At 69.2% G+C, this 20,433-nt stretch carries 18 protein-coding genes; 8 read left to right on the top strand and 10 right to left on the bottom strand.

All coding sequences use genetic code 11. From position 1 onward, the window contains the following. Nucleotides 1-530 precede the first annotated feature (530 nt). The 5 genes from V6V47_RS12770 to V6V47_RS12790 form a co-directional block, all read right to left on the bottom strand. The gene (locus V6V47_RS12770; protein WP_334628384.1) at nt 531-2,429 is read right to left on the bottom strand and encodes an ABC transporter ATP-binding protein; all 1,899 of its coding nucleotides are present in this window, start codon (nt 2,427-2,429) and stop codon (nt 531-533) included. After that, nucleotides 2,426-2,941, bottom strand: coding sequence for a hypothetical protein (locus V6V47_RS12775; protein ID WP_334628385.1), 516 nt, complete (start codon nt 2,939-2,941; stop codon nt 2,426-2,428). The genes V6V47_RS12770 and V6V47_RS12775 overlap by 4 nt, the downstream gene beginning before the upstream one ends. A 38-nt stretch (nt 2,942-2,979) precedes the next feature. Beyond that, nucleotides 2,980-3,525, bottom strand: a complete 546-nt coding sequence (locus tag V6V47_RS12780; RefSeq protein WP_334628386.1) for a MauE/DoxX family redox-associated membrane protein — start codon at nt 3,523-3,525, stop codon at nt 2,980-2,982. A 103-nt stretch (nt 3,526-3,628) separates the two neighbouring features. Then, a complete protein-coding gene (locus V6V47_RS12785) occupies nt 3,629-3,817 on the bottom strand; it encodes a hypothetical protein (protein ID WP_334628387.1) in 189 nt (62 codons plus the stop codon). Between the two features lie 130 nt (nt 3,818-3,947). Then, nucleotides 3,948-4,550 carry a S26 family signal peptidase gene (locus V6V47_RS12790; RefSeq protein WP_334628388.1) on the bottom strand — a complete coding sequence of 201 codons (603 nt, stop codon included), beginning with the start codon at nt 4,548-4,550 and terminating at the stop codon, nt 3,948-3,950. 140 nt (nt 4,551-4,690) lie between these two features. Between V6V47_RS12790 and V6V47_RS12795 the strand changes: the two genes are divergently transcribed. The 4 genes from V6V47_RS12795 to V6V47_RS12810 all read left to right on the top strand — a co-directional run bounded on the left by V6V47_RS12795 (nt 4,691) and on the right by V6V47_RS12810 (nt 8,163). Further along, on the top strand, nt 4,691-5,296 hold the full coding sequence (locus V6V47_RS12795; protein WP_334628389.1) for a hypothetical protein: 606 nt from the start codon (nt 4,691-4,693) through the stop codon (nt 5,294-5,296). Further along, complete coding sequence (locus V6V47_RS12800) at nt 5,280-5,897, top strand: OmpA family protein (protein ID WP_334628390.1); 618 nt, start codon at nt 5,280-5,282, stop codon at nt 5,895-5,897. Before V6V47_RS12795 ends, V6V47_RS12800 begins: the two co-directional genes overlap by 17 nt. Nucleotides 5,898-6,149: 252 nt before the next feature. Next, the gene (locus tag V6V47_RS12805; RefSeq protein WP_334628391.1) at nt 6,150-6,824 is read left to right on the top strand and encodes an alpha/beta hydrolase; all 675 of its coding nucleotides are present in this window, start codon (nt 6,150-6,152) and stop codon (nt 6,822-6,824) included. A gap of 193 nt (nt 6,825-7,017) precedes the next feature. After that, the gene (locus tag V6V47_RS12810) at nt 7,018-8,163 is read left to right on the top strand and encodes an amidohydrolase family protein (RefSeq protein ID WP_334628392.1); all 1,146 of its coding nucleotides are present in this window, start codon (nt 7,018-7,020) and stop codon (nt 8,161-8,163) included. Between the two features lie 150 nt (nt 8,164-8,313). Here V6V47_RS12810 and V6V47_RS12815 read toward each other — a convergent pair whose 3' ends face one another. The 5 genes from V6V47_RS12815 to V6V47_RS12835 form a co-directional block, all read right to left on the bottom strand. After that, nucleotides 8,314-8,526 carry a hypothetical protein gene (locus V6V47_RS12815; RefSeq protein ID WP_334628393.1) on the bottom strand — a complete coding sequence of 71 codons (213 nt, stop codon included), beginning with the start codon at nt 8,524-8,526 and terminating at the stop codon, nt 8,314-8,316. 651 nt (nt 8,527-9,177) lie between these two features. Next, on the bottom strand, nt 9,178-10,104 hold the full coding sequence (locus tag V6V47_RS12820; RefSeq protein WP_334628394.1) for a SpoIID/LytB domain-containing protein: 927 nt from the start codon (nt 10,102-10,104) through the stop codon (nt 9,178-9,180). 65 nt (nt 10,105-10,169) lie between these two features. Beyond that, complete coding sequence (locus tag V6V47_RS12825) at nt 10,170-10,943, bottom strand: peptidase inhibitor family I36 protein (RefSeq protein ID WP_334628395.1); 774 nt, start codon at nt 10,941-10,943, stop codon at nt 10,170-10,172. Nucleotides 10,944-10,996: 53 nt separating this feature from the next. Then, entirely contained in the window at nt 10,997-11,860 is an 864-nt protein-coding gene (locus tag V6V47_RS12830; protein WP_334628396.1) for a peptidoglycan-binding domain-containing protein, read from the bottom strand. Nucleotides 11,861-12,125: 265 nt separating this feature from the next. Continuing rightward, entirely contained in the window at nt 12,126-13,115 is a 990-nt protein-coding gene (locus tag V6V47_RS12835) for an NBR1-Ig-like domain-containing protein (RefSeq protein ID WP_334628397.1), read from the bottom strand. 139 nt (nt 13,116-13,254) lie between these two features. Between V6V47_RS12835 and V6V47_RS12840 the strand changes: the two genes are divergently transcribed. From V6V47_RS12840 to V6V47_RS12855, 4 genes are all read left to right on the top strand, one after another. Continuing rightward, on the top strand, nt 13,255-13,671 hold the full coding sequence (locus V6V47_RS12840) for a hypothetical protein (protein ID WP_334628398.1): 417 nt from the start codon (nt 13,255-13,257) through the stop codon (nt 13,669-13,671). Between the two features lie 256 nt (nt 13,672-13,927). Continuing rightward, a complete protein-coding gene (locus V6V47_RS12845; protein WP_334628399.1) occupies nt 13,928-14,599 on the top strand; it encodes a hypothetical protein in 672 nt (223 codons plus the stop codon). Beyond that, complete coding sequence (locus tag V6V47_RS12850; protein ID WP_334628400.1) at nt 14,596-15,387, top strand: HoxN/HupN/NixA family nickel/cobalt transporter; 792 nt, start codon at nt 14,596-14,598, stop codon at nt 15,385-15,387. The genes V6V47_RS12845 and V6V47_RS12850 overlap by 4 nt, the downstream gene beginning before the upstream one ends. A gap of 61 nt (nt 15,388-15,448) precedes the next feature. After that, nucleotides 15,449-20,386: a carbohydrate-binding protein gene (locus tag V6V47_RS12855; RefSeq protein ID WP_334628401.1), complete on the top strand. Its 4,938-nt coding sequence runs from the start codon at nt 15,449-15,451 to the stop codon at nt 20,384-20,386. The last annotated feature ends 47 nt before the right edge of the window (nt 20,387-20,433 follow it).

Below are 20,433 nucleotides of genomic sequence, written 5' to 3' on the forward strand. Positions count from 1 at the left end.
ATGTCACACCCCACGCAGCCCGAGCACACCGCCGCCCACCTCTAACGTGCACGGACGAAAGCGGAGCAGGCGATCCTCACGGCGACCCAGTCCATCGAGCAGACCACCGAGGCCCGCCATGGGGCTGGCAGCCAGGCCGACACGCGGGCGACGATCGATCAGGCCAAGGTGCAGTTCCTCGCGCAGGGACGACAGCTCGCCGGCGAGGAGATCGAGCGCATCGCCGGACAGGTCCGCGAGGAGTGGAAACTACCCCCGGACCTATCGGCAACGTCGTGGACCTCCTCGAACACCGCGGTGTCGTCGTCATCCGCCTTCCGTTGGACAGCACCGACGTCGACGCGTTCTCCCTGCCATTCAAGCCCAGGACCACGCCTGGATCACACGATCCCCGGGTTGCGACCGGGGGTCGGCCGCGCGGTGACCCGCGTTGGCACGGGTTGACGGGCGGCCGCCCTGGTTGTTCGACGCTGACCTGATCACCCTGGCGGTCGCGTCGTTGGCCCGGGTAGGCGACCGGCTGGCGCTGGTCACCCGGAGATCGACACCTCTCCCTCGGCGCGGTAGCCGCTGGCCTGTACGGCGAACAGTTGCGCGTAGCCTTCGTCGGCCGCAATCAGATCCTCATGCCGGCCCTGTTCGACGATCCGCCCGTCGCGGAGCACCACGATCAGATCCGCTTCGCGGACCGCCCCGAGTCGATGTGAGACCAGCAGGCTGGTCCGTCCCGCGCGGTGCTCACGCAACCGGCGGTGCACCTCGTGCTCGGCCTGCGCGTCGAGGCCCGCACTCGGTTCGTCGAGAATGAGCAGGTCACGGCCATCGCGGAGCAGCGTACGGGCCAGCGCCATGCGCTGCCACTGGCCGCCGGACAGGGCGACCCCCGCTTCCGGGTCGTCCCCGTCGCCGGGCCCGAAGAAGATCCGGCTGAGCATCGTGTCGTACCCGCGGGGCAGGCCCTGGATGATGGTGTGCGCGTCGGCCCGGTCGGCGGCGGCCGTGATCCGGTTCCGGTCCGCCAGGGCGGCCAGGTCGCCCATCCCGATGTTCTCGGCGGCGGTCAGGTCATAGTTCATGAAGTCCTGGAACAGTACGCCCATGCGGCGGCGCAGCTCGGCGGGCGGTACGTCGCGGATGTCCACGCCGTCCCAGCGGATCTCGCCGCGGGTCGGATCGTAGAACCGGCAGAGCAGTTTGATGAGGGTGCTCTTGCCCGCGCCGTTGAGCCCCACCAGCGCGACCGACGTGCCGTACGGGATGGTCAGGTCGACGCCGCGCAACACCCACGGATGGTTCTCGTCGTAGCGGAACCACACGTCGCGCAGCTCGACACCGTGGCGCAGCGCGGGCAGGGTCGCCTCCGCGTCCGCGTCCGCGTCGGCGATCGCGCGGCCCGGTGGTGTGAGGTCGTCGGGTAGCGCAGTCACCGCCCCGTGATAGGTGAACAGCAGCAGCGCCTGGTGCGCGACGGCGAGGTTGTCCACCAACCCGATCAGCGCCACCTGCGTCCCGGCCATCGCCGCCACGAAGGCCGTCACGTCACCGATGCTCAACCGGCCGTCCGCGGCCGACATCGCGGCCCAGACCAGACCGAGGCCGGCGACCGCCGCGGAGAGCACGGCGAGCAGTGCCTGGGTGAGCGCATCCCGGCGGTCGAACCGGCGCTCGCCGGCGTGCAGGGTCGACAGTTCCCCGAGTAGCCGCTGCCTGACGAAGTCGGCCAGCCCGAACAGCCGTACCTCCTTCGCGGCCGCGACGTCCGTGATGAGCGTGGAGTAGAAGATCTGCCGACGGCTGGTGGCGGAGAGCCCGGCGAGCAACGTGACTCGCCGCTTCGACAGCGACAGCCGGGCGATCAGTACCGGAACCGCTGCCACCGTTACCAGTGCTGCCATCACCGGGCTCAGCACGGCGAGCGTCGCTAGCAGACCGACCAGCGCAAGCATGTTCCGGCCGGTGTCGAAGAGGCCCGTGGTGACCGGGCCCAAGCCGCCGCCTGCGGCCTGGGTGGCCATCCGCAGCTGGTCGAGGAATGCCGGGTTCTCGAACCGCGACAGGCCCTGGAACCCGTTCACCGCGGTGTACAACTGGTCCTGCATCAGCCGGTCCAGCCGGCGGCCCAGCTCGGCCTGCAGATAGCCGGTCAGGTGCGGCAGCGCGCCGGCGGTGAGCCCCACGGCGGCGAGCCCGCCGGCCCACCCGAGGAGCACCGCGGTCGGTTGCCCGGCGGCGAGCGCGTCGATGAGCAGCTTCGTCAGCCACGCGGTGCCGCTCGGGAGCAGCCCGGCCAACCCGCTGATCACGAGTTGGCACGCCGCCGGGCCAGGTCCAGCCCGCCAGCAGAGCCGCCATGCCGTGCCGGCGTGCCGGATCAACTGTCCGGTGCCGATCTTGGCCAGATCGGCGCCCGGGGTCGGCCCTACCGTCACGCCTTGGCCGCCGCGACCAGGCCCTCCGGCACGGTCAGCTGCGCACGCAGGATCGTGCCATCCAGGCCGACGTGGAGGAAGGTCGGGAACGCCTCCAGCCCGAGGGCGGCGGTCACTGCGACGGCGTCCGCGCCGACCAGGACGGTGGGTACGTCAGCCAGCAGATCGGCCAGGTCGTCCGCGTCCTGCCCCTTGCCGGTGACGACGGCGGCGGCAGCGTGCCGTTTTGCCGCGGCGGCGAACTCCGGCGCATGCTTGTGACACGCGTCGCAGGCGGCGTCGAAGAAGCCCACCAGCTCAGGCCGCTCGTCGGCTCCGACCGGCAACTCGGGCAACATCCGCCCAACGAGCACCGTCGGGTCGTACAGGGCTGGGCCGGCTTGGCGTTGCTCCTGGAGCCGGGCCAGCTCGGCGGTGTGCTCACGCAGCCGGCGTAGCACCGCGAAGATGAGCAGCAGATTGAACAGGCAGAGCGCTCCGATCAGCGCCACTGCGGCGGTCAGGAACGGCATCAGGACCCTCACTTCGGTTTTTGTCCACCCCGGGCGGATCAGCGGGTGGGGGCGTGGCTGGTGAACAACGCCGTCAGGTCGTCGAGGCGTACCACGAGCAGGACAGCGACGGCGGCGGTTGCCAGCGTCACGGCGACGCCGGCGGGGTGCGGCCTCGCCGCTGTGGTCGCCTCGGAAACGAAGGCGGCGAGGAGTCCGGCACTGCCCACCGCCATCAGCACCAGGTTGCGGACGACGTGGGTCGGACCAAGCGGGGTGGCGGAGGCCCCGAAGCATCGACACGGGGCACGCTGCCCCTGCCGCAGGGCCAGCACGATGCCGGTGGTGAACGCGGCGAGCAGCGCCACGGCCAGACTGACGCCCACGAGTGCCGTGATCGGCAGTGCGAGCAACACGACAACCGTTGCCTCCGTTGCGGCCACGGCGACCGCGACCGGCAGGGACCACCGTCGCGGTAGGACCCGTAGCGCCGCGATCGAGGCGCGGAACTCGTCGAACGCGGCCCGCTTGCGGATCTTCCCCGCCAGCGCGACGACAAAGACGCCGAGCAGGACTGCCCAACTTCCGATTTGCAGGTAGGTCATCTCTTCACTCTCGCCACTGGGCTGCGCGCCGCTCGCCCGGTCCGGCGGCGGAGGGGTCCGTCCGCCAGACCGGGCGAGAGACGTCAGCTGCGTTCCGCGAAGGTCAGCAGCCGCCACCCCGGTAGCAAGTGCCGCAGCCGGTCATCCCACCAACGGTGTGACAGAGCTGGATGTACGCGACGTGGTTCGAGCAGTAGCACTGCCTGTACCAGCTGACGTCCGCCTTCGCGGTCGCCTTCGGCACCAGCCGCTCCAGCATCCGGTCGCCAAGATTGCCCAACACACGTGACATTGACATTCCTCCGCACTGATGATCTACATGGGAATGGCGGAGAACGTATCACGCGCCGGCATACGAGTCGACAGGTCAATCCGTGCTGCGTAGAAATTGACGAAGGTTGCAGCCAGACCGGCATGGCCGGCTAGAGAGGCTGCCCACCCAACCGACGAATTGCCACGCCAAGCAACTGCGCGGCGTCGAACAGTCCGCGCTGCCGCGAGTCGATGCTGTCCGGATTATCGCCGAAAACCACCAGTGATCCGGCGGGCACCCGGTCGACCCCGCTTACGGTGACGCCGGCGGGCAACGGGTCACCCGGCAGCGCCACCGCCCGCTTGATGTTCCAGCGCCGCCCGTCCGGACCAGCAGGCCCGGGATCGTATCCGCCGGGCGGATTCACGGGTGGTTCGAGGACGACCACATCGCCGTTCCGTACCTGGTCAAGCCGCCGACGCTGGACCACCACGCGGTCACCGTCCGCCAGGGTCGGCGCCATGCTGGCGCCCTCCACCGTGACCACGACGAACTGGCGACGCATCCACAGCAGCGCCGCGCCCAGACCCAGCGCGCCGGCCGTCAACGCGCCGAGAATCCAACCCACCGCATGGCCGGGAACGCCCGCCCTCAATTGATCATCCACGAAGACACCATGCACCTCGGCCCAGCGATCGGCCAAAACTTCGCCATCTTTCGCCTCTCCCATGGCGGTGTCGCAGCACCGTTGGGGCCTCTCGATCAGCGGCATCACACGGATCCCGTAACCAAGACCGTCGACCCCGACAATCGGTCTGCAAGGCGATTGCAAGCTGATTGCATGAATGGTCGCGGATCGTCGCGGATCGTGGTCCAGGTACCTGCGGCCGCTCGCCTATGGGGAGGAATTCCGTGCGTTTGCGTCACACGACCGCCGCCGGTTCACTCGCGCTAGCGATGGCCCTGGTCCTCGCCGGCTGTGGTGGCTTCGGCAGGTCCGACGATTCGGGAGGTGCCACCAAGGACTCGAAGGAGACCGTCGGTGCCGCGCCCGGTCAACCCGATGCGCTGGGCACGGTGATCGCCAGTCGGGACATCCAGATCAGCAACAGCGGCAAGGTCTTCCCGATCAAAGTCGAGTTGTACCAGCTGCGACGGAGCAGCGGATTCGTCAGCCTCAGCGTCCGGCTGACCCGCACGGATGCACCCACGGACAGCTCGGACCGCTGGCAGATTGCCAGCGACTTCCAAGGTGACACCATCTCCTTGTCCTTCTCCGGCGTGACGCTGATCGACCGCAAGAACCGCAAGCGGCACCTGGTCGCTCGGGCCGGTGACCAGGACGCGACACCCAGCCAGGTGAAGTACCTCGCATCGTCGGACCTCTCCACGGTGTTCGTCGCGGCAGGGCAGTCGGTGGACCTGTACGCCATGTTCGGCGCCCCACCGGACGACGTCACGGCCGTCGATGTCGTCGTCCCCCGAGTTCCGGTCTTCGAGAATGTCCCGCTCGCTTAGCCGGCGCGCGGCGCTGGCCGCGACCACGCTGACCGTCCTGCTGGTCGGTGAACCGGCCGTCGCCTGGTCCGCGCCGACGCCGACGCCGACGTCAGGGACCACCGCCGTGCCCGGACCAACGCTCGGGCCGAGCGAGCAGGTGAGCGCGCCGATCATCGACATCCGGGCGCCCGTGGAGGACATCTATCTGCGCACCGAGGACCTCGACGGCAACAGCCTGGAGGCCGAGTCGGGTGGACGCATCGAGCTGACCCTGGCGGCGGACGTGCTGTTCGCGTTCGGCAAGGCCGATCTTTCCCCGGCCGCCCGGACCCGACTGGCCCAGATCACGGAGCGGCTCCGCACCCAGGCCACCGGCAAAGTCCAGATCTTCGGACACACCGACTCGATCGGCGACGACGCGCAGAACCTCGCGCTGTCCCGCCGGCGAGCCGAGGCAGTCCGCGACGCGCTGGCGCCGGGAGTCGCCGGCAGCCAGATCACCTACGAGATCATCGGCTTCGGAGAGACCCGGCCGGTCGCGCCCAACACCCTGAACGGCAAGGACAACCCGAAGGGGCGGGCCAGCAACCGACGTGTCGAGATCCGGTTCGACAAGTGAACGGGCTCTATCCCTGAGCTACGGGGGCGCGAGTGTTCAGCTTGGCGACCTGCGGACTGACCCGTGTTGGCAGGGAGTGACCTGCGTTACCCGGCAAGCGGCCCCGACCGACGACTCCGCCTCTCCGGCCTCACCGGGCGTTGCTTGCGGTGAGCTAACGAGTGACGGATAGCACTGCCATGATCTCGAGCCGAGTTCGCACGTTGATCCAGACAGACCGTCCGGGTGCCTATTCGAGCCGAGGAAAACCTTATGTCGACGTTCGTTCTCGTTCCGGGTGCCTGGCACCTGCCATCCAGCTTCGATCTGCTGCGAGGCGAGCTTGACGCCCGCGGCCACGCGAGCCTCGCCGTGAAGCTACCGACCACCGGCCCGGATCCGCGTGGCGGCTTGCGCGAAGACGCAACAGCGATCCGCACGGCGATCACGGCAGTGGATGGTCCGGTCCTCGTCGTGGCCCATTCCTACGGCGGCATCCCGGCCACCGAGGCCGCAGCGGGCCTGCCGAACGTCGAGCACCTGATCTACGTGGCGGCCTATGTTCCCGACGTGAACGAGTCGATGTTCACCATCCACGGCATCCCCGACCCTGACGACAGCGACGGCCTGTTCCCGATTGGCAGTGACCCACGCACTCAGCTTTACGCCGACGTCCCCGAGGCGGTGGCCGATCAGGCGATCAGCAGGCTCGTCGATCAGCGCGTCCAGCCATGGGTCGACCGGGTCACCGAAGCCGCGTGGCGCACGGTTGCGTCGACGTACATCCTGACCGAGCAGGACGCCTCCCTACCGGTCGAGCTGCAGAACAACATGGCCGCACGCGCGCAGGATGTCCGCCGCATCGCTACCGGCCACTCTCCCTTCCTGTCCCGCCCTGCTGAGCTCGCCGCGATCCTCGACTCGATCGTCCGGGAAAGAGCCGCCTGACCCGCCCCTGCTCGCGACCCTCGCCGGCCCATCGCCACGTTTGTTCCTTTTGCGAGGTTTCGCCAGGGGCACCGCCGTTCCCGTCCGCACCAACGTGTCGAGCATCTGCCGCGGCAACACGAAAGGCTGTGCGCCCGTCCGACTGGTACATCACACGGCTGAATCCTTTCGCCTTGGCTTCGTCTCCGTTGTCATGACCTCTTCCCGTCTGACCGCCGACCACGTGCTCGTTACCTCCGCCGCCCTCGCCGACGGCACCACCGACGCCGTCACCCCGGACGTCTCTCTTCTCGCCGAGGCCGGCGTGATCACCGGCATGTGGATCGGCGAGAAGCCTCCGCAGCCGGGTGGCGTCACTGTGATCGATGGATCTGGCGCGACGCTGGTGCCCGGGCTGGTCGACTCGCACGCGCACGTGTCGCTGCCCGGCGGAGCGAAATGGGTGGAGCACGGCTTCGACTCGGTCGACGAGCTGCTGGCCGTCGGGGAGGAAAACGGCGAGCTCATGGCCCGCGCCGGCATTCGGTGGGCGCGCGACGTGGGCTCGCCGCGCCGGAACGGCCGCGCCACCAGCCTCACGCTGCGAGACCGCTGGCACGGAAACCCCGAGCGGCCGTACCTGAGAGCCGCCGGGACTTGGATCAGCCGGCGCGGCGCCATGCCGCCCGGCCTCACGGTCGAGATCGAGCACGCCGTCGACCTGGTCACGGCCGTGCGCGGTCAGCTCGACGACGGCTCCGACCTGGTGAAGCTCTACCTCGACGGGCCCGACGCCGACGCCGCGCCCTTCAGCGTGTCCGAGGTGGCCGCCGCGGTCGCCGTAGCGCACGAGCGCGGCGCGAAGGTGGCGGCCCACGCCACCGCGCTCGCCGGCACCCACCTCGCGGCATCAGCCGGCGTGGACAGCCTGGAGCACGGCAACGAGATCGACGCGGACACGGCGGCCCTCATGGCCGCGAACGGCATCACGCTCGTATCGACCTTGGCCGTCCCCGAGTCCTGGCTGACTTTCGGCCGTGAAGGGGCGGCGGAGCTGCGGGAGACCATGCGCACCAGCGTTCGCCTCGCCGACGCAGCCGGCGTGACGATCGCCGCCGGCTCGGACGCCGGAGGCGGCTCGCTGCGCGCCAACCAACTCGCCTGGGAGGTCCAGTCCCTCGTCGAGGCCGGCATCTCCCCGCGTACGGCCTTGGCGGCCGTGACCTGGCGCGGCGGCGACCTGCTCGGCATTCCCGAAGCCGGCCGCCTGACGATCGGCGGACCGGCCCACTTCAGCCTGATCCACGGCGATCCGCTGACCGACCCCGCGGCCCTTTGGCGCGTCTGGCTGACCCGGTGACGCGGGCCGGACGGCCGCGCGATGCTGCACGGCCGCCCGGTCGTCGATCTACCCGTACATCACGGTCGGAAGGGTGTTGGGTTTCATCGTCACCTGGGGATCATCAAGATCTTTCGGCCAGGCCCGTCGGGAATGATCGGGGTCCTTCCGCTAGCCGGTCAGGTAGGCGTCACCGATGATCTGGCTGACCGTGTTGCCAACGGCGTCCGCGGCCTCGTACCGCAGTGAGACCGCGCCTGCGGCTGGTTGGCGGTAGGTTGCCTGCCAGCGGTCGCCGGTCCGGTAGATCGGGATCGGCTGCCACCGTTTGCCGCCGTCGACCGAGATCGCGATTGGGTGTCCGGCTAGGTTAACGAGGAGCACCGCCCAGGTTGGCGGCCCGTGAGGAGCTTGATCGAAATACGAGAAGTCAACGAGGAGTTCCTGATCGGCCTCGCAGAGATCGCGGCCACGTCGGTCGGGACGTTCCTCGGGCGTGTTCTTCTATCTCGATTCAGAACAGCGCCGCATTCGCCGCGTTGCGGCCGGCGCTGACCGATACATTCGTTCCGAGTACGAGGGGTCTTCCTGCTCACGGCACTCCCGCTCATCGTCCCGCTCGCACTCGCTAATCTCGATCCGATCTGGGGTACGCTGGCGTTCATCGCGCTCAGCGCGTTGCTGACCGCAGCGACGGTCGATTCGGCATTTCGGGTTCTGCGGCACGGCGCCAGGGGCATTTCGGTTGCTCTCGTCACCAACGAGGTGCTGTCGTGGATATTCGTCGTCGTCATAATCGCATTACCCTGGGTCCTCGACGGATGGGTCCCGCCGCCATCCGCGTTCGTACCTTCACTGGTACTGGTACTGGCGCTCGGATCCGGATTCTTGAGCATAGTTGCGCTCGTCATGACTCTTTTCGATTCGCCACCGCGAGAAGCCCCTTCAACCCGGTGATGACGCCGCATCGCGTCAGCGATGCCGCAGCCATGAGCGCGCCGCCCGCCGCGATTGTGCGGCGAGCGGCGCGTGATTTCAGGAAATGGCGATGCCGCTGTAGTAGTGCCTCAGGATCGCCTGGTAGCTGCTGCCCCCGTTCGCGAGGTCACGCGAGCCGTACTGCGACAGCCAGTCCCCGTCCACCCAGCCACCGCACGCCGTCGTGGTCGCGCAGTAGTGCGCCTGCAGGATGTTGCCGCTGCGGGTCATCCGGGTCGACCACGTGCTGTCCACCGCGGAGGACGTCGACGTCTGCGCCGAGGACGGCCGGTAGACCTGGTCGCCGGTGTCGTCACGGACGTCGTAGCACTGGCCACCGGAGGTCTTCCGGGTCGAGTGCAGCGCCCAGTACCAGCCGTAGCTCTTGACGGCTACCGCACCGGCCTCCAGCGAGGCCTTCGGCCAGCTCGTGATCCACTCGTTCGGGAGGACATTCTTGACGTACGTCTTGAAGTCGACCCGGTCGACGCGCCCGAGACTGACCCGGTAGACCAGGATCGTGCTCGGGAGCTTGCTGTTGGTGCCGTCGGTGCTGCAGCCCGTCGGCCCGCTCAGCAGTTGGTGCGAGGCGTTGTTGTTCTTCAGCGTGGCGTTGAGGTTGCCCTTCGCCCCGGACGCGAAGTCCTGGCTCGCACCGGCGAAGTTGCTGTTGAAGTAGACCCGCACGGTCTTGCCGGTGCGGTTCCACACCGACGCGGCGTTGTTCTTGACGCACAGGCCCTTGCCCGCGCCCGCGCCCTTGAAGTCGTAGCACGACGGCTGGGTCGTGCCGTAGTCGTCCAGGGAGTCGGTGAAGTCGGAGATCGAGCCGGCCTGGTTGCTGTTGTAGTAGTAGCAGAACTCTCCGCTGTCGCAGCCCCCGTCACGGGCGGCCGCGGACGCGGCGCTCGGCGCCACCGCGACGCCGACGAGCGCCACCGCCAGGACGGCCAGGATGCCCGGAACCCTTCGCAGGATGTTCATCTGCGACCACTGAAGTCGAGAGGGCCCTGGGTGCTGCTCAGAAGCAGGTGCGAACGCATGCCGGGTCACCAGCCGCTCGGGACGTACGCCCAGCCCAGGTAGTCGGACCGGTCCCGGAACGAGTTGGTCTGGTAGACGGTCGGTCCGGTGCTGATGGCGCTGTTGCCGCCGATGGAGAGCATGACGTGCCCGGCCGACGTGGTGGACGTGAAGAACACCGCCGTTCCGGCGGGCGGCACCGAGCCGGTGTGGATGCGCCCGTTGTCCCGCTGCCACTGGTAGTGCGTCCGCGCCGTGGCGAACCGGCCGCTGGTGCCGAACGCCCGCTCGACGAACAGCTCGCACTGGTTGTTCCAGTCGGTGTGCCCGAGCCGCGCCTTGGCGAACGCGACAGCGTCGGACGCGCGCGGATCGGCCGGGTAGGTGGTGCCGCCGATATCGTGCGACGCGTTGTTGTTCTTCAGCGTCGCGTTGAGGTTGGCCTTCGCCCCGGACGCGAACGACTGGCTCGCTCCGCCGAAGTTGCTGTTGAAGTAGACCTTCACGGTCTTGCTGGTGCGGTTCCACACCGAAGCGGCGTTGTTCTTGATGCACAGGCCCTTGCCCGCGCCCGCGCCCTTGAAGTCGTAGCAGGACGGCTGGGTCGTGCCGTAGTCGTCGACCGACGCGGTGAAGTCCGAGATCGAGCCGGCGTAGCCGCTGTTGTAGTAGTAGCAGAACTCGCCGCTGTCGCAGACTCCGTCCCGGGCTGCCGCCGAGGCTGGCGAGGCGACGCTCAGGATGGAGGTGGTCATGGCGAGCGCTGCGCCGACGACGGCGAGGTTCCTACGGATGTTCATGGTGTCCTCTCGTGGACGATTGGTGATCGTTGGAGGGTTGGGTCTGGTGCGGGTCACTGCCCGCGCTGGTACTGCTCCCAGGTCTTGATCGTGATCCGGGGGCCGTCGTCCGGGCCGCCGTTGGCCAGGCCGTTCAGGCCGAGGTAGTAGTCGCCGACCTGGTGCTGCGCCTGGCTGGACAGGTCCGTGTCGTTGATCGCCGTGGCGTGGATGTGCCACGGCCAGTCACCCTGACTCGGGTTGCGGACCCAGGCGGCGAAGCCGACCTGGCGTAGAGCGCGGACGGCCGCGGTGCGCTTGGCCGCGGTCATGCCGGTGACCGCGATGTCCACCACGCCCCCGCCGTCGTGCGTACCGGCCGAGGTCGGGTCGCCCCCGGGGTTGTACGAGCCCTGTTCGAGCACCAGCGTGTGCCCGAGCAGACGCTGGGCCTCGGCCAGCATCGCCTGCGTACGGGCGTCGACGACGTACCCGTCACGCTGGACCTTCGCGCCCGGGCCGATCGTGTTGCCGACGGTGTACCGGTTCTGCCCGAGCTTCGTCAGTGACGTCGTGCCGGGCAGCCCGTTCGCGGCCAGGCCGGTGTAGCCGAGTGAGCGCTGGTAGGCCGCGTACGCCGAGATGGTCACGGTGCCGAAGTAGCCGTCGACCCACTGCGCGTCCAGCAGGTTTCGGGCCTGGAGCGCCTGCTCCACGGCGAGCACGGAACTCTTCGCGCCGGGGGTCAGTGTGCTGTCGGCACGGCGGGGGTCGATCTGAGCCGCCAGGACGGTGGCCTCCATGTCCACGACAGGCCGCGCGGCCGCAGTGACGGTCCGCTGCGTCGTGGCACCGGATGTCGCGGCCGACGCATGGGCCGGGACGCCGACGGCCACGCAGAGCGCGGCGAGCCCGACGGCTAACCAGGGACGGCTCATCGTCGATCCTCCTCGTAGGTGGTGAGTTGCGTTCGGGGACGGACACCACACTGCGAGAAGGGACCTGCTGTTCGGTACCCCTGCTGCCCTGTCAGATCCGTCAGACCATCACCGACCTCGATGGATGCGGTGTTGTCAGGTTCGGTGGCACCGGGGGCTGACATCGAGCATTGGCACTTTGATGCGGGGTGGAGGCGACCCGGGGCCCGGGAATCGACCAGTGTGACGGCTCGGCGGGCTGGACCGCGGCTGCCGCCAGACGCAATCAGGCGATGACGGTGACCATGAAGTACACCGGCCGGCGGCTGGGGAAGAATTCCCGCCCGTTCTCGTCGACCATCTTCCAGCTGACCCAGCACTTCCCGGGGCGGCTCGGCGCCCTGACCCGGACACGGATCATCACCTGCTCGCCAGGCGGCGTGTCGCCGATCGCGACCCGATCCGGCGTCTGGCAGCCGTCGCCGGCGACGGTGGGGGTCGTCCGGGCCAGGAAGCGGTTGTGCCAGTCGACCGTCCCCACGTTCTTGAGGGCCCACACCTTGTCGAATTCGGCGTTGACCCTCACGTGCGATCCGTCGGGGACGGTGATGTCCCCGAGGAACTTGCTCGAGTCCCCGCGGATCAACGAGTCGGAGAACTCTGCCGATGATGACGGGGCGGACGATGAGGGGGACGCCGTCACGGGGCCGGAGCCGTCCGCCGACCACCGGCCGCGGACGTTGGCACCGAGGACGGCGACCATCGCCACCACCACCACCGTCGCCGCGGCGGCGAGCCACGGCATCCGGTGCCGTCGCGCACCTGCGGTCTCGTCCTCCGCCTGCGGAAGCTCCGCGGTCCGTAACGCGCGCTGGTCGGCCGGCCCATGGTCGGAGGTGATGGTGCCGGTCGCCGTCGTATCAGCAGCGTTTCGAGCGTCTACACGGCCCGGAGGATCGCTGCTGACCGGAGCCTGCTCGCGATCCGGGACGGCGTGGTCGGTCCCCGGGCGATGAGCGTCCTCCCAACGACGCCGCCACTGGGCCTCGTCCGCGTCGCAGGCTCGGACGAACTCGCGCGTGGTCTCCCAGGAGGGGAATCTGGTCCCGGCGGCAGCCTCGTGCAACGTCGTGTGTGAGATCCGGCCCGACCGTCCAGCCATCTTCCGGAACGACGGGTCGCCAGCGGCGGCCCGCAGTGATCGCAGCTGTTCGGCGAAGCGCTCGGCGGTGGCTCTGTCCTGGATCGACTCGGCGGCAGCACGCTGGTCTCTCATCTCTTCCCCCGATGTCAGACGTCGTCGTCAGGCGTTGTCAGAGCGTGTAAGAGGGTACCGAACGCGCCTCGGCGGTCATCAATGTGGTGGATGACGACACCGGCCGCGACGGTCACCGGTGCATTGAAGGAGGTCATCGATGAAGAGCCTTTCCCGACGTGGCGTGCGCATCCTTGCGGCCGCCGGGCTGGCTGTGCCCGCGGCGCTGGCGGTCACGGGCCCCGCCTACGCCGAGACCAACCCGCGCTGTGCGAGCTCGGTGCAGATCGGCGCGACGGCGTACGTCACGGTTGGCGGGCAGACCGCCGCGTCGGTCAAGCAGTACAAGGGTTGCGGCAAGAACTACGCCTACACGTACGTGTGGCAGCAGTACCGGGCGAGCCATGGCGCGTACCAGGTCTGCACCTCGATCGTGACCGGTAACACGCTCCGCGATCTGAAGTGCTCGAGCGGCCCGGATGTCTGGTCCTCGGGCGCCAACACGCTGTCGGTGTGCACCCGGGCCCTCGGCGGAATCTCGGACGTGGCGCAGAAGGAGACCGAAGTCCGCTGCTGACCGGCGAAGTGCCGCGACAGCCGCGCGGGCCCGGGTTTGAGCCCGGGCCCGCTTCGCTGTCTGGATGCGGTGGTGAGCGGCGTCACTGGCGGGCAACCAACTGTTCACTTCAAGATCGCTAACTCTCATCCGGGCTTGACCGGTGAGTTCGTGAAGCTGCGGAAAGGTGCTGGCCGGCCACGCCCCTCGGTGTGCCACGGCACCTGTAGACCGGAGCGTCCCCTTGCCCTCACTCGGACGTGCGCCGCGCCGCGGCGTGGCGAGCCTCTTCTCGTTGTTGGCGTTCACCCTGATCCTGTTCGTCCCGGCCGCCCCCGCGGGCGCGCATCCGTTCGGCGACCCGCAGACCGTGACCGTCACCGCGGACCCGCAGCGCCACGACGTGGTGCACGTACGGTGGAAGGTCGGCGGCACCGACGACCTCACGCTCCTCGGGGTCCACCTCGGCGTGCTGCCGCAGGACCGCGTCATGCTCGACGGCGCGGTGTTCTTCCAGCCCTCGGACGCGATCGCCCTCGGGCCGTCCGAGCAGTTCGCGGGCTACCTGCGCAGGCAGATCACCGTCACCAGTGACGGGGACGCGTGCGCCGGCACGGTCACCCCGCCGAGCAACCTCGCCGCGTCCGGCGTGACCGTCGACTACACGTGCCCCGGCCCGATCGGCACGGTCTCTGTCGGGGTACGGATGCTCACCGACCTCAACCCGGCGTACCAGACGCTGGCCAGCGGTTCGAACGGCGAGCGGGCGGTGTACGGGTCCGGCCGGTACGCCCACGACTGGGTGCTCGGCGACGCGCCCGCGAAGAGCGGTACGGGTCTCGGCCGAAGCGCCGCCGAACAGATCGCCGCCGTCGGCGGCGGTCTGCTGCTCGTGGCGCTCGCCGCGCTGTTGCTGAACCGCTGGCGCCGTCGGCGGATCGCCGCATGATGGCCACGACGGTCGTCCTCCACGCGGCGTCGCTCTCGGACCGGCTCCAGGACTATCTGCACGCGCCGGGCGTCGCGCCGCTGGCGTTCGCCTTCGCGGTCCTCGCCGGAGCAGGCCACGCGGTGGCACCCGGGCACGGCAAGAGCCTGGCCGCCGCGTACCTCGTCGGGTCTCGGGGCCGGGTCCGCGACGCGGCCTGGTTGGGCGGCTCGGTCGCCGTCATGCACACCCTCTCCGTCCTGGTGATCGGGGTGGCGTGGACCTTCCTGTCCCTCTCGGACGTCGTGGGGATGCGGCAGCTCACCGGTGCGCTGCAGGTCGCTGCCGGCCTGCTCGCCGTGGCCACCGGCATCTGGCTGGCCCGCCGGCACCTGAACGGCCACCACCACGCACACAGCCACCCGCACGACCACGGCGATCCGCACCGCCACGACCACGGGCACAGCCACGACCACGGCGACGGCAAGCGGCCGGGGCTGCTCATGCTCGGCGCGTCCGGCGGTCTCACCCCGTCCCCGGCTGCGTTCCTCGTCCTGGTCACCGGGCTGTTCATCGGCCGCGCCGGTTTCGCCCTGCTGCTCGTCCTGGCCTTCGGCATCGGCATGGCCGTGGTGCTCTTCGGAGTCGGCCTGCTGGCGCTCGCGGGCAGCTCCGTCGTCGTCCGCGGCGCCCAGTCGCACGCCGTCCTCCGACTGGCCACCCGGGTGGCCCCCCTGCTCGCCGCCGCCGGCATCACGGTGCTCGGCATCGGCGTGACCGCAGTCGCTGCGGTTCGCCTCATCAATTAGAAGGAGAAACCTCGCCATGACGCACGAAAGACGTGCGCGTAGAAAGCGACCACGCGGACTGTTGTCCGCGGTCGCTCTCGTCCTCATCGCCGGGCCGGCAACGGCCCTCACCCCCACGATGGCGGGGGCGCAGGCGGTCCCGACCAGCGGCAACGCCCCGGTGATCAACCTGCACGCAGGGCAGAACCTCGAGGGCAAGGTCCCCGTCACCGTCGAGCCCGTCACGGAGAACGACTCCGTGACCACGCTCGCGGTCGACGGCGACAAGATCGACGCGGACAGGACCTCCGGCACCGCCCACTTCGCCTTCGAGATGGGTGGCAACGGCACCGAGGCCCGCTACCACAACTACCTCACCGTCAACACCCACACGGCCGAGGCGGACCGGGTCTACCTGCCGGACATCGCGGGTGGGCAGGTTGGCACCCTCGACTTCCCGGGCGAGTGGTTGCACTCCGGGGCGAACATCGTCACCGTCCACACCGGTGCGAACTGGGTCGACTCGACCACCAAGACGGCCGTCGGCTACGAGGATCTGCCGAACGGTGAGGGTGGCCGCTGCCCCAACTACGACGACTACGCGCTCAGCAGCATCAGCCTCAGCCTGCTCGGCGTGGTCGCCGACGGCGAGCAGAACCTGTTCAGCTACAACTTCGGTGACGGCACCTGCGGCAGCTCGGCGAAGACGCTCAACCAGGACCTGACCTTCGTCATCTCCGGCGAGCCGGGCAGCACGTCCGGTCTGCGGACCGACCTGGACACCACCAGGCTCACCAACGGTACGCACACCGTCAGCGCGACCACCCTGTCGGGCGCGAAGACCGCCGTCGAGGTCGACGTCAACAACGCGCCGGCCGGCGCCGCGACGGTCACCCCCGCCGACGGTGCCCGCGTACGCGGCACCCGGCCCGTGATCGCGGCGGTTCCCAGCGGCAGCAAGGACCGCGTCGAATCGCTGGCCATCGACGACAAGCCCGCCGAGAACGCGGAGACGTTGGCCGCCGGCACCGCCACCCTCGACCTCAACGTCGAGGCCGGCAACTCGGTCGAGGCGCGTTCCCACAACTACGTGCTGGTGAACGGCCACCGGGTCGACCTCGGCGGCGACTACGGCACCGCCGGGGCGGAGGCCGTCAAGCTGCCGATCCCGACCCGGTTCCTGCACCTCGGTGACAACGTCGTCGAGGTCAGGACCGGCGACTACAACGGCACCGCCAACGGTGCGACCTGCGCCAACCACGATGACTTCACGCTCACCCGGGCGGCGACGAGCCTCGCGCTGAGCACGCCCGGCACGGTGACGGCCGGCACCACGTACCTCGTCACCACCACCGGCACGACCGTGACGAAGGCCGAGACGACAGCCGCCGCGCTGGCGCTGGGCGACGGCACGTGCGCGGCCAACAAGGACGCCGAGTTCCACTTCACCATCGCCGACGCGCCGACGACGCGTACCGTCGACACCCTCGGCAGCGGGGACGACGCGCACCTGAAGGTGTTCATCGGTGGCAACGGCAGCGACAACGGGTACGACAACAGGGTGCTGGTCAACGGCACCCCACTGGACATCGGCATCTGGGAGAAGGAGGTCGCCGACCTCAGCTTCCCGAACGAGTGGCTGGTGCCGGGCGTCAACGCTCTCGAGTTCGTCGCGGGCAGCGACCACGGCAGCGCCAAGCCGGGCGGTTGCGACAACTACGACGACTTCACGCTGCGGGACTTCCAGCTCCTGCCGACCGGCGCGAAGGCGACCCAGCTGACCCGGGAGATCGCGCAGTCCACGGTCACCATCGGCTCGGCCAGCTACCCGCCCGGCTCGCAGGTGACCATGAGCCTCGGCGACGGCACCTGCGGTAGCAGCTACAACGCCGTACTGAACAAGACGATCCTGTTCGACGTCACCGCGCAGGACGGCTCGGCGCTGCCGGCGCTGGGCAAGCGCGCGGACGTCGACACCACGTCGATCGCGGACGGCGCCCACACCATCAAGGCGGTCGTCGGCGACAAGACCTCGACGCGGCGCTTCACCGTCGACAACACCGCCCCGGAGATCGAGAGCAGCGTCCCGGCCGCCGGGCAGCGGCTGACCTCGACCGTCGCGCTCAACATCAAGGTCAAGGACGCGACCGGGGTCGTCGGCACGCCGGCCATCACGCTGGACGGTACGGCCGTCAAGCAGGGTGACCAGATCGGGCACGGTCTGCCGGCCGGGGAGCACACCATCGCGGTGACGGCGACCGACGCGCTCGGTAACACCGCCACCCGTCAGGTCCGCTTCAGCAGCGCGAGCATCCCGGACGTCCCGACCGGGCTCGACGCCGCCGTCAAGGGCACCGACCCGGTCTCGGCGGAGCTCTCCGCCCGGATCCCGGGCGAGGACGGCGTCGCGCTGACCGCCACCTTCACGAAGGCGGACGAGGTCCTGCCGACCGGCGGCTACCAGGGCGAGGCGGCCGACGTGCCGACCACGCTGGATGTCCAGCACGACAAGAGCGTCAACGTCGCCTCGCTGCGTCCGCTCGACGGCGCGACGGTCGACACCCCGTCCAGCCGGTCCGTGGTGTTCCAGCGGTACGACCTGCCGTTGGGGGCGACCAAGGAGACGCCGACGCTGCGCTGGTCGGGCACCATCGACCCGGCGCGGATCGTGGCATTGCGGGTGTGGAACCCGACGACCGAGAAGTGGGTCGTGCTGACCAGTTCGCGTGGCCAGGTCGGTCACGACACCGTCCTCACCGCGCAGGTCGAAGCCGCATACCGCGTCGGTGGCGTCGTCCACGTGCTGGTCACCGGCGAGGACCCGTTCGCCGACGACCTGTCGCCGCGCGACTCGTCCGCCCAGAACGACAAGGATCACTTCGAGGATCCGAACTCGTACGACTTCTCGCTGGTGCACTTCACCGACACCCAGTACGTCACCGAGGGCGCGGCCGGCGGCACGTACGACGACTGGGACGGCACCGCCGAGCCCTCGGACGTCGAGACGGCCGAGGAGCAGGCGGTCTGGGCGGCGGGTTACCGCGGTGTGACGCAGTGGGTGGCCGACAACGCCGCCAGCAGGAAGATCGCGTACACCGCGCACACCGGTGACATCATCGAGAACGACTACTACGACCCACTGGCTACCAACTCGGACGGCACGCTCAAGCGGCCGGGTCTGAACGAGCAGGTCGAGAAGGAACTCGCGGTCGCCTCCGGCTTCCAGAAGGTCCTCGACGACAACGGTGTGGTCAACCAGGTCATCGCCGGTAACCACGACGACCAACTGGGCGCCGAGACGGGCCCGACGTCGCGGTTCAGCCGGACCTTCAGCGCCGACCGGTACTACCAGACGGCGAAGATGTGGCCGAAGGGCACCGAGTACCACGCGTGGGACGAGGTGACCAAGGCCGACGGCACCGTCACGCCGGGCAAGGACAACCAGAACAACTACCTGCTCTTCTCGGCCGGTGGCCTGGACTTCGTGGCGGTGGGTCTGTCGTACGGCGTGACCCCGGCGGAGGCCAAGTGGGCCGACTCGATCTTCAAGCGGTACAAGGACCGTAACGGGGTCCTGCTCTCCCACGACTACCTCAAGCCGTCGGCCAACCCCGACGGTCGCGGGGCGGACTTCTCCGCGCCGGACGGCTCGCCGCTCTACAAGCAGGTCGTCGAGGCCAACCCGAACGTCTTCCTGGTCCTCGCCGGTCACGAGCACGGCGTCGGCACCAACCTGAAGTCGAAGGTCGGCGTCACCGTCTCCCACGATGTCGTCGAACTGCTGGCGGACTACCAGTTCTACACGGTCGCCGCCGGGGAGCTGTGGCCGAAGTTGGTCGCCGCCGACGGCACCATCGACATCAACGGTGACGGCAAGCCGGACCACAAGGCCACCGACCGGCTGCAGTTCGGCGCGAGCTTCCTGCGCCTGCTGCAGTTCAACGTGGCCCGGGCCGAGATGCACATCGACACGTACTCGCCGTACCTGAACAACTTCGGGGCGACCGAGTACGACATCCGCCAGGACGGCAGCCAGCCGAAGCCCCGTTACAACGGCGCCGAGGACAACCTGACCCTCCCGGTGGACCTCACGACCCGCAAGACCTCGTTCGCCACCGATTCGCTCGCCGCCTACGTGCCGTCCGGCACGATCGGCACCGACGAGGTGACCGCGAACGGCACCGCCACGGTGACCTGGAACAAGCTCCTGCCGGGCACCTCGTACGGCTGGATCGTATCGGCGGAGAGCGCCGACGGCGGCAGCGCGGTGGCCCAGCCGGCGGTGTTCCGTACCGCCAAGCAGGCACCGACGGTGACCGTCGCCGCCGCCCCGACCAACTGGGGCACCGCAGCGACCGTGACCGTCAAGGTCGCGGCCGGCACCACGCCCGCCACGGGCACGGTGCAACTGACCGAGGGTACGACCATCCGCGGCTCCGCCGCCGTCACCAACGGCACCGCGACGTTCACCCTCCCGGTGGGCCTCGCGGGCGGCCAGCACACGCTGACCGCGTCGTATTCGGGCAGCGATTATCTGGACCCCGCGCAGGCCACGGGCATCCTGACGGTGAACCTGCCGGCGGAATGGAGTTCGTCGGCGGTCTACAACGACGGGGACCGGGTCACCTATCAGGGCCGGGTCTTCCGGGCCTCCTGGTACACGAAGAACCAGAAGCCGGGTGACCCCAACGGCGCATGGCAGGAAATCGCCATGACCGAGGACGGCACCTCGATCTGGACCGCCTCGCGGGTCTTCAACACCGGCGACTTCGCCATGTACGACGGCAAGAAGTGGCGGGCCCAGTGGTACACCCGCAACCAGAAGCCGGGCGACCGCAACGGCTCCTGGGAGGAGATCGCCCCGACCCCGCCGGACAACAGCCCGGCGGCCTGGACGTCCACGCGGGTGTACAACGCCGGCGACCGGGTGTCCTTCAAGGGCCACGTCTACGAGGCCAGGTGGTGGACCCGCGGCCAGGAACCCGGTATCCAGAACGGCCCCTGGAAGCTGATCAAGTAATCAGGTAGCTAGCGACACACCGGCCCGGGACCGCTGCGGTCCCGGGC

It is taken from the genome of Micromonospora sp. CPCC 205539 (genome assembly GCF_036906815.1).
In the GTDB taxonomy this organism is placed as follows: Bacteria; Actinomycetota; Actinomycetes; order Mycobacteriales; family Micromonosporaceae; genus Micromonospora.

What these genes read in the sequence shown, in the direction of transcription:
- V6V47_RS12775 (WP_334628385.1), bottom strand. Translation starts at nt 2,941, where the DNA reads ATGCCGTTCCTGACCGCCGCAGTGGCGCTGATCGGAGCGCTCTGCCTG.
- V6V47_RS12780 (WP_334628386.1), bottom strand. Translation starts at nt 3,525, where the DNA reads ATGACCTACCTGCAAATCGGAAGTTGGGCAGTCCTGCTCGGCGTCTTT.
- V6V47_RS12785 (WP_334628387.1), bottom strand. Translation starts at nt 3,817, where the DNA reads ATGTCACGTGTGTTGGGCAATCTTGGCGACCGGATGCTGGAGCGGCTG.
- V6V47_RS12790 (WP_334628388.1), bottom strand. Translation starts at nt 4,550, where the DNA reads ATGCCGCTGATCGAGAGGCCCCAACGGTGCTGCGACACCGCCATGGGA.
- V6V47_RS12800 (WP_334628390.1), top strand. Translation starts at nt 5,280, where the DNA reads ATGTCCCGCTCGCTTAGCCGGCGCGCGGCGCTGGCCGCGACCACGCTG.
- V6V47_RS12805 (WP_334628391.1), top strand. Translation starts at nt 6,150, where the DNA reads ATGTCGACGTTCGTTCTCGTTCCGGGTGCCTGGCACCTGCCATCCAGC.
- V6V47_RS12810 (WP_334628392.1), top strand. Translation starts at nt 7,018, where the DNA reads ATGACCTCTTCCCGTCTGACCGCCGACCACGTGCTCGTTACCTCCGCC.
- V6V47_RS12820 (WP_334628394.1), bottom strand. Translation starts at nt 10,104, where the DNA reads ATGAACATCCTGCGAAGGGTTCCGGGCATCCTGGCCGTCCTGGCGGTG.
- V6V47_RS12825 (WP_334628395.1), bottom strand. Translation starts at nt 10,943, where the DNA reads ATGAACATCCGTAGGAACCTCGCCGTCGTCGGCGCAGCGCTCGCCATG.
- V6V47_RS12830 (WP_334628396.1), bottom strand. Translation starts at nt 11,860, where the DNA reads ATGAGCCGTCCCTGGTTAGCCGTCGGGCTCGCCGCGCTCTGCGTGGCC.
- V6V47_RS12835 (WP_334628397.1), bottom strand. Translation starts at nt 13,115, where the DNA reads ATGAGAGACCAGCGTGCTGCCGCCGAGTCGATCCAGGACAGAGCCACC.
- V6V47_RS12840 (WP_334628398.1), top strand. Translation starts at nt 13,255, where the DNA reads ATGAAGAGCCTTTCCCGACGTGGCGTGCGCATCCTTGCGGCCGCCGGG.
- V6V47_RS12850 (WP_334628400.1), top strand. Translation starts at nt 14,596, where the DNA reads ATGATGGCCACGACGGTCGTCCTCCACGCGGCGTCGCTCTCGGACCGG.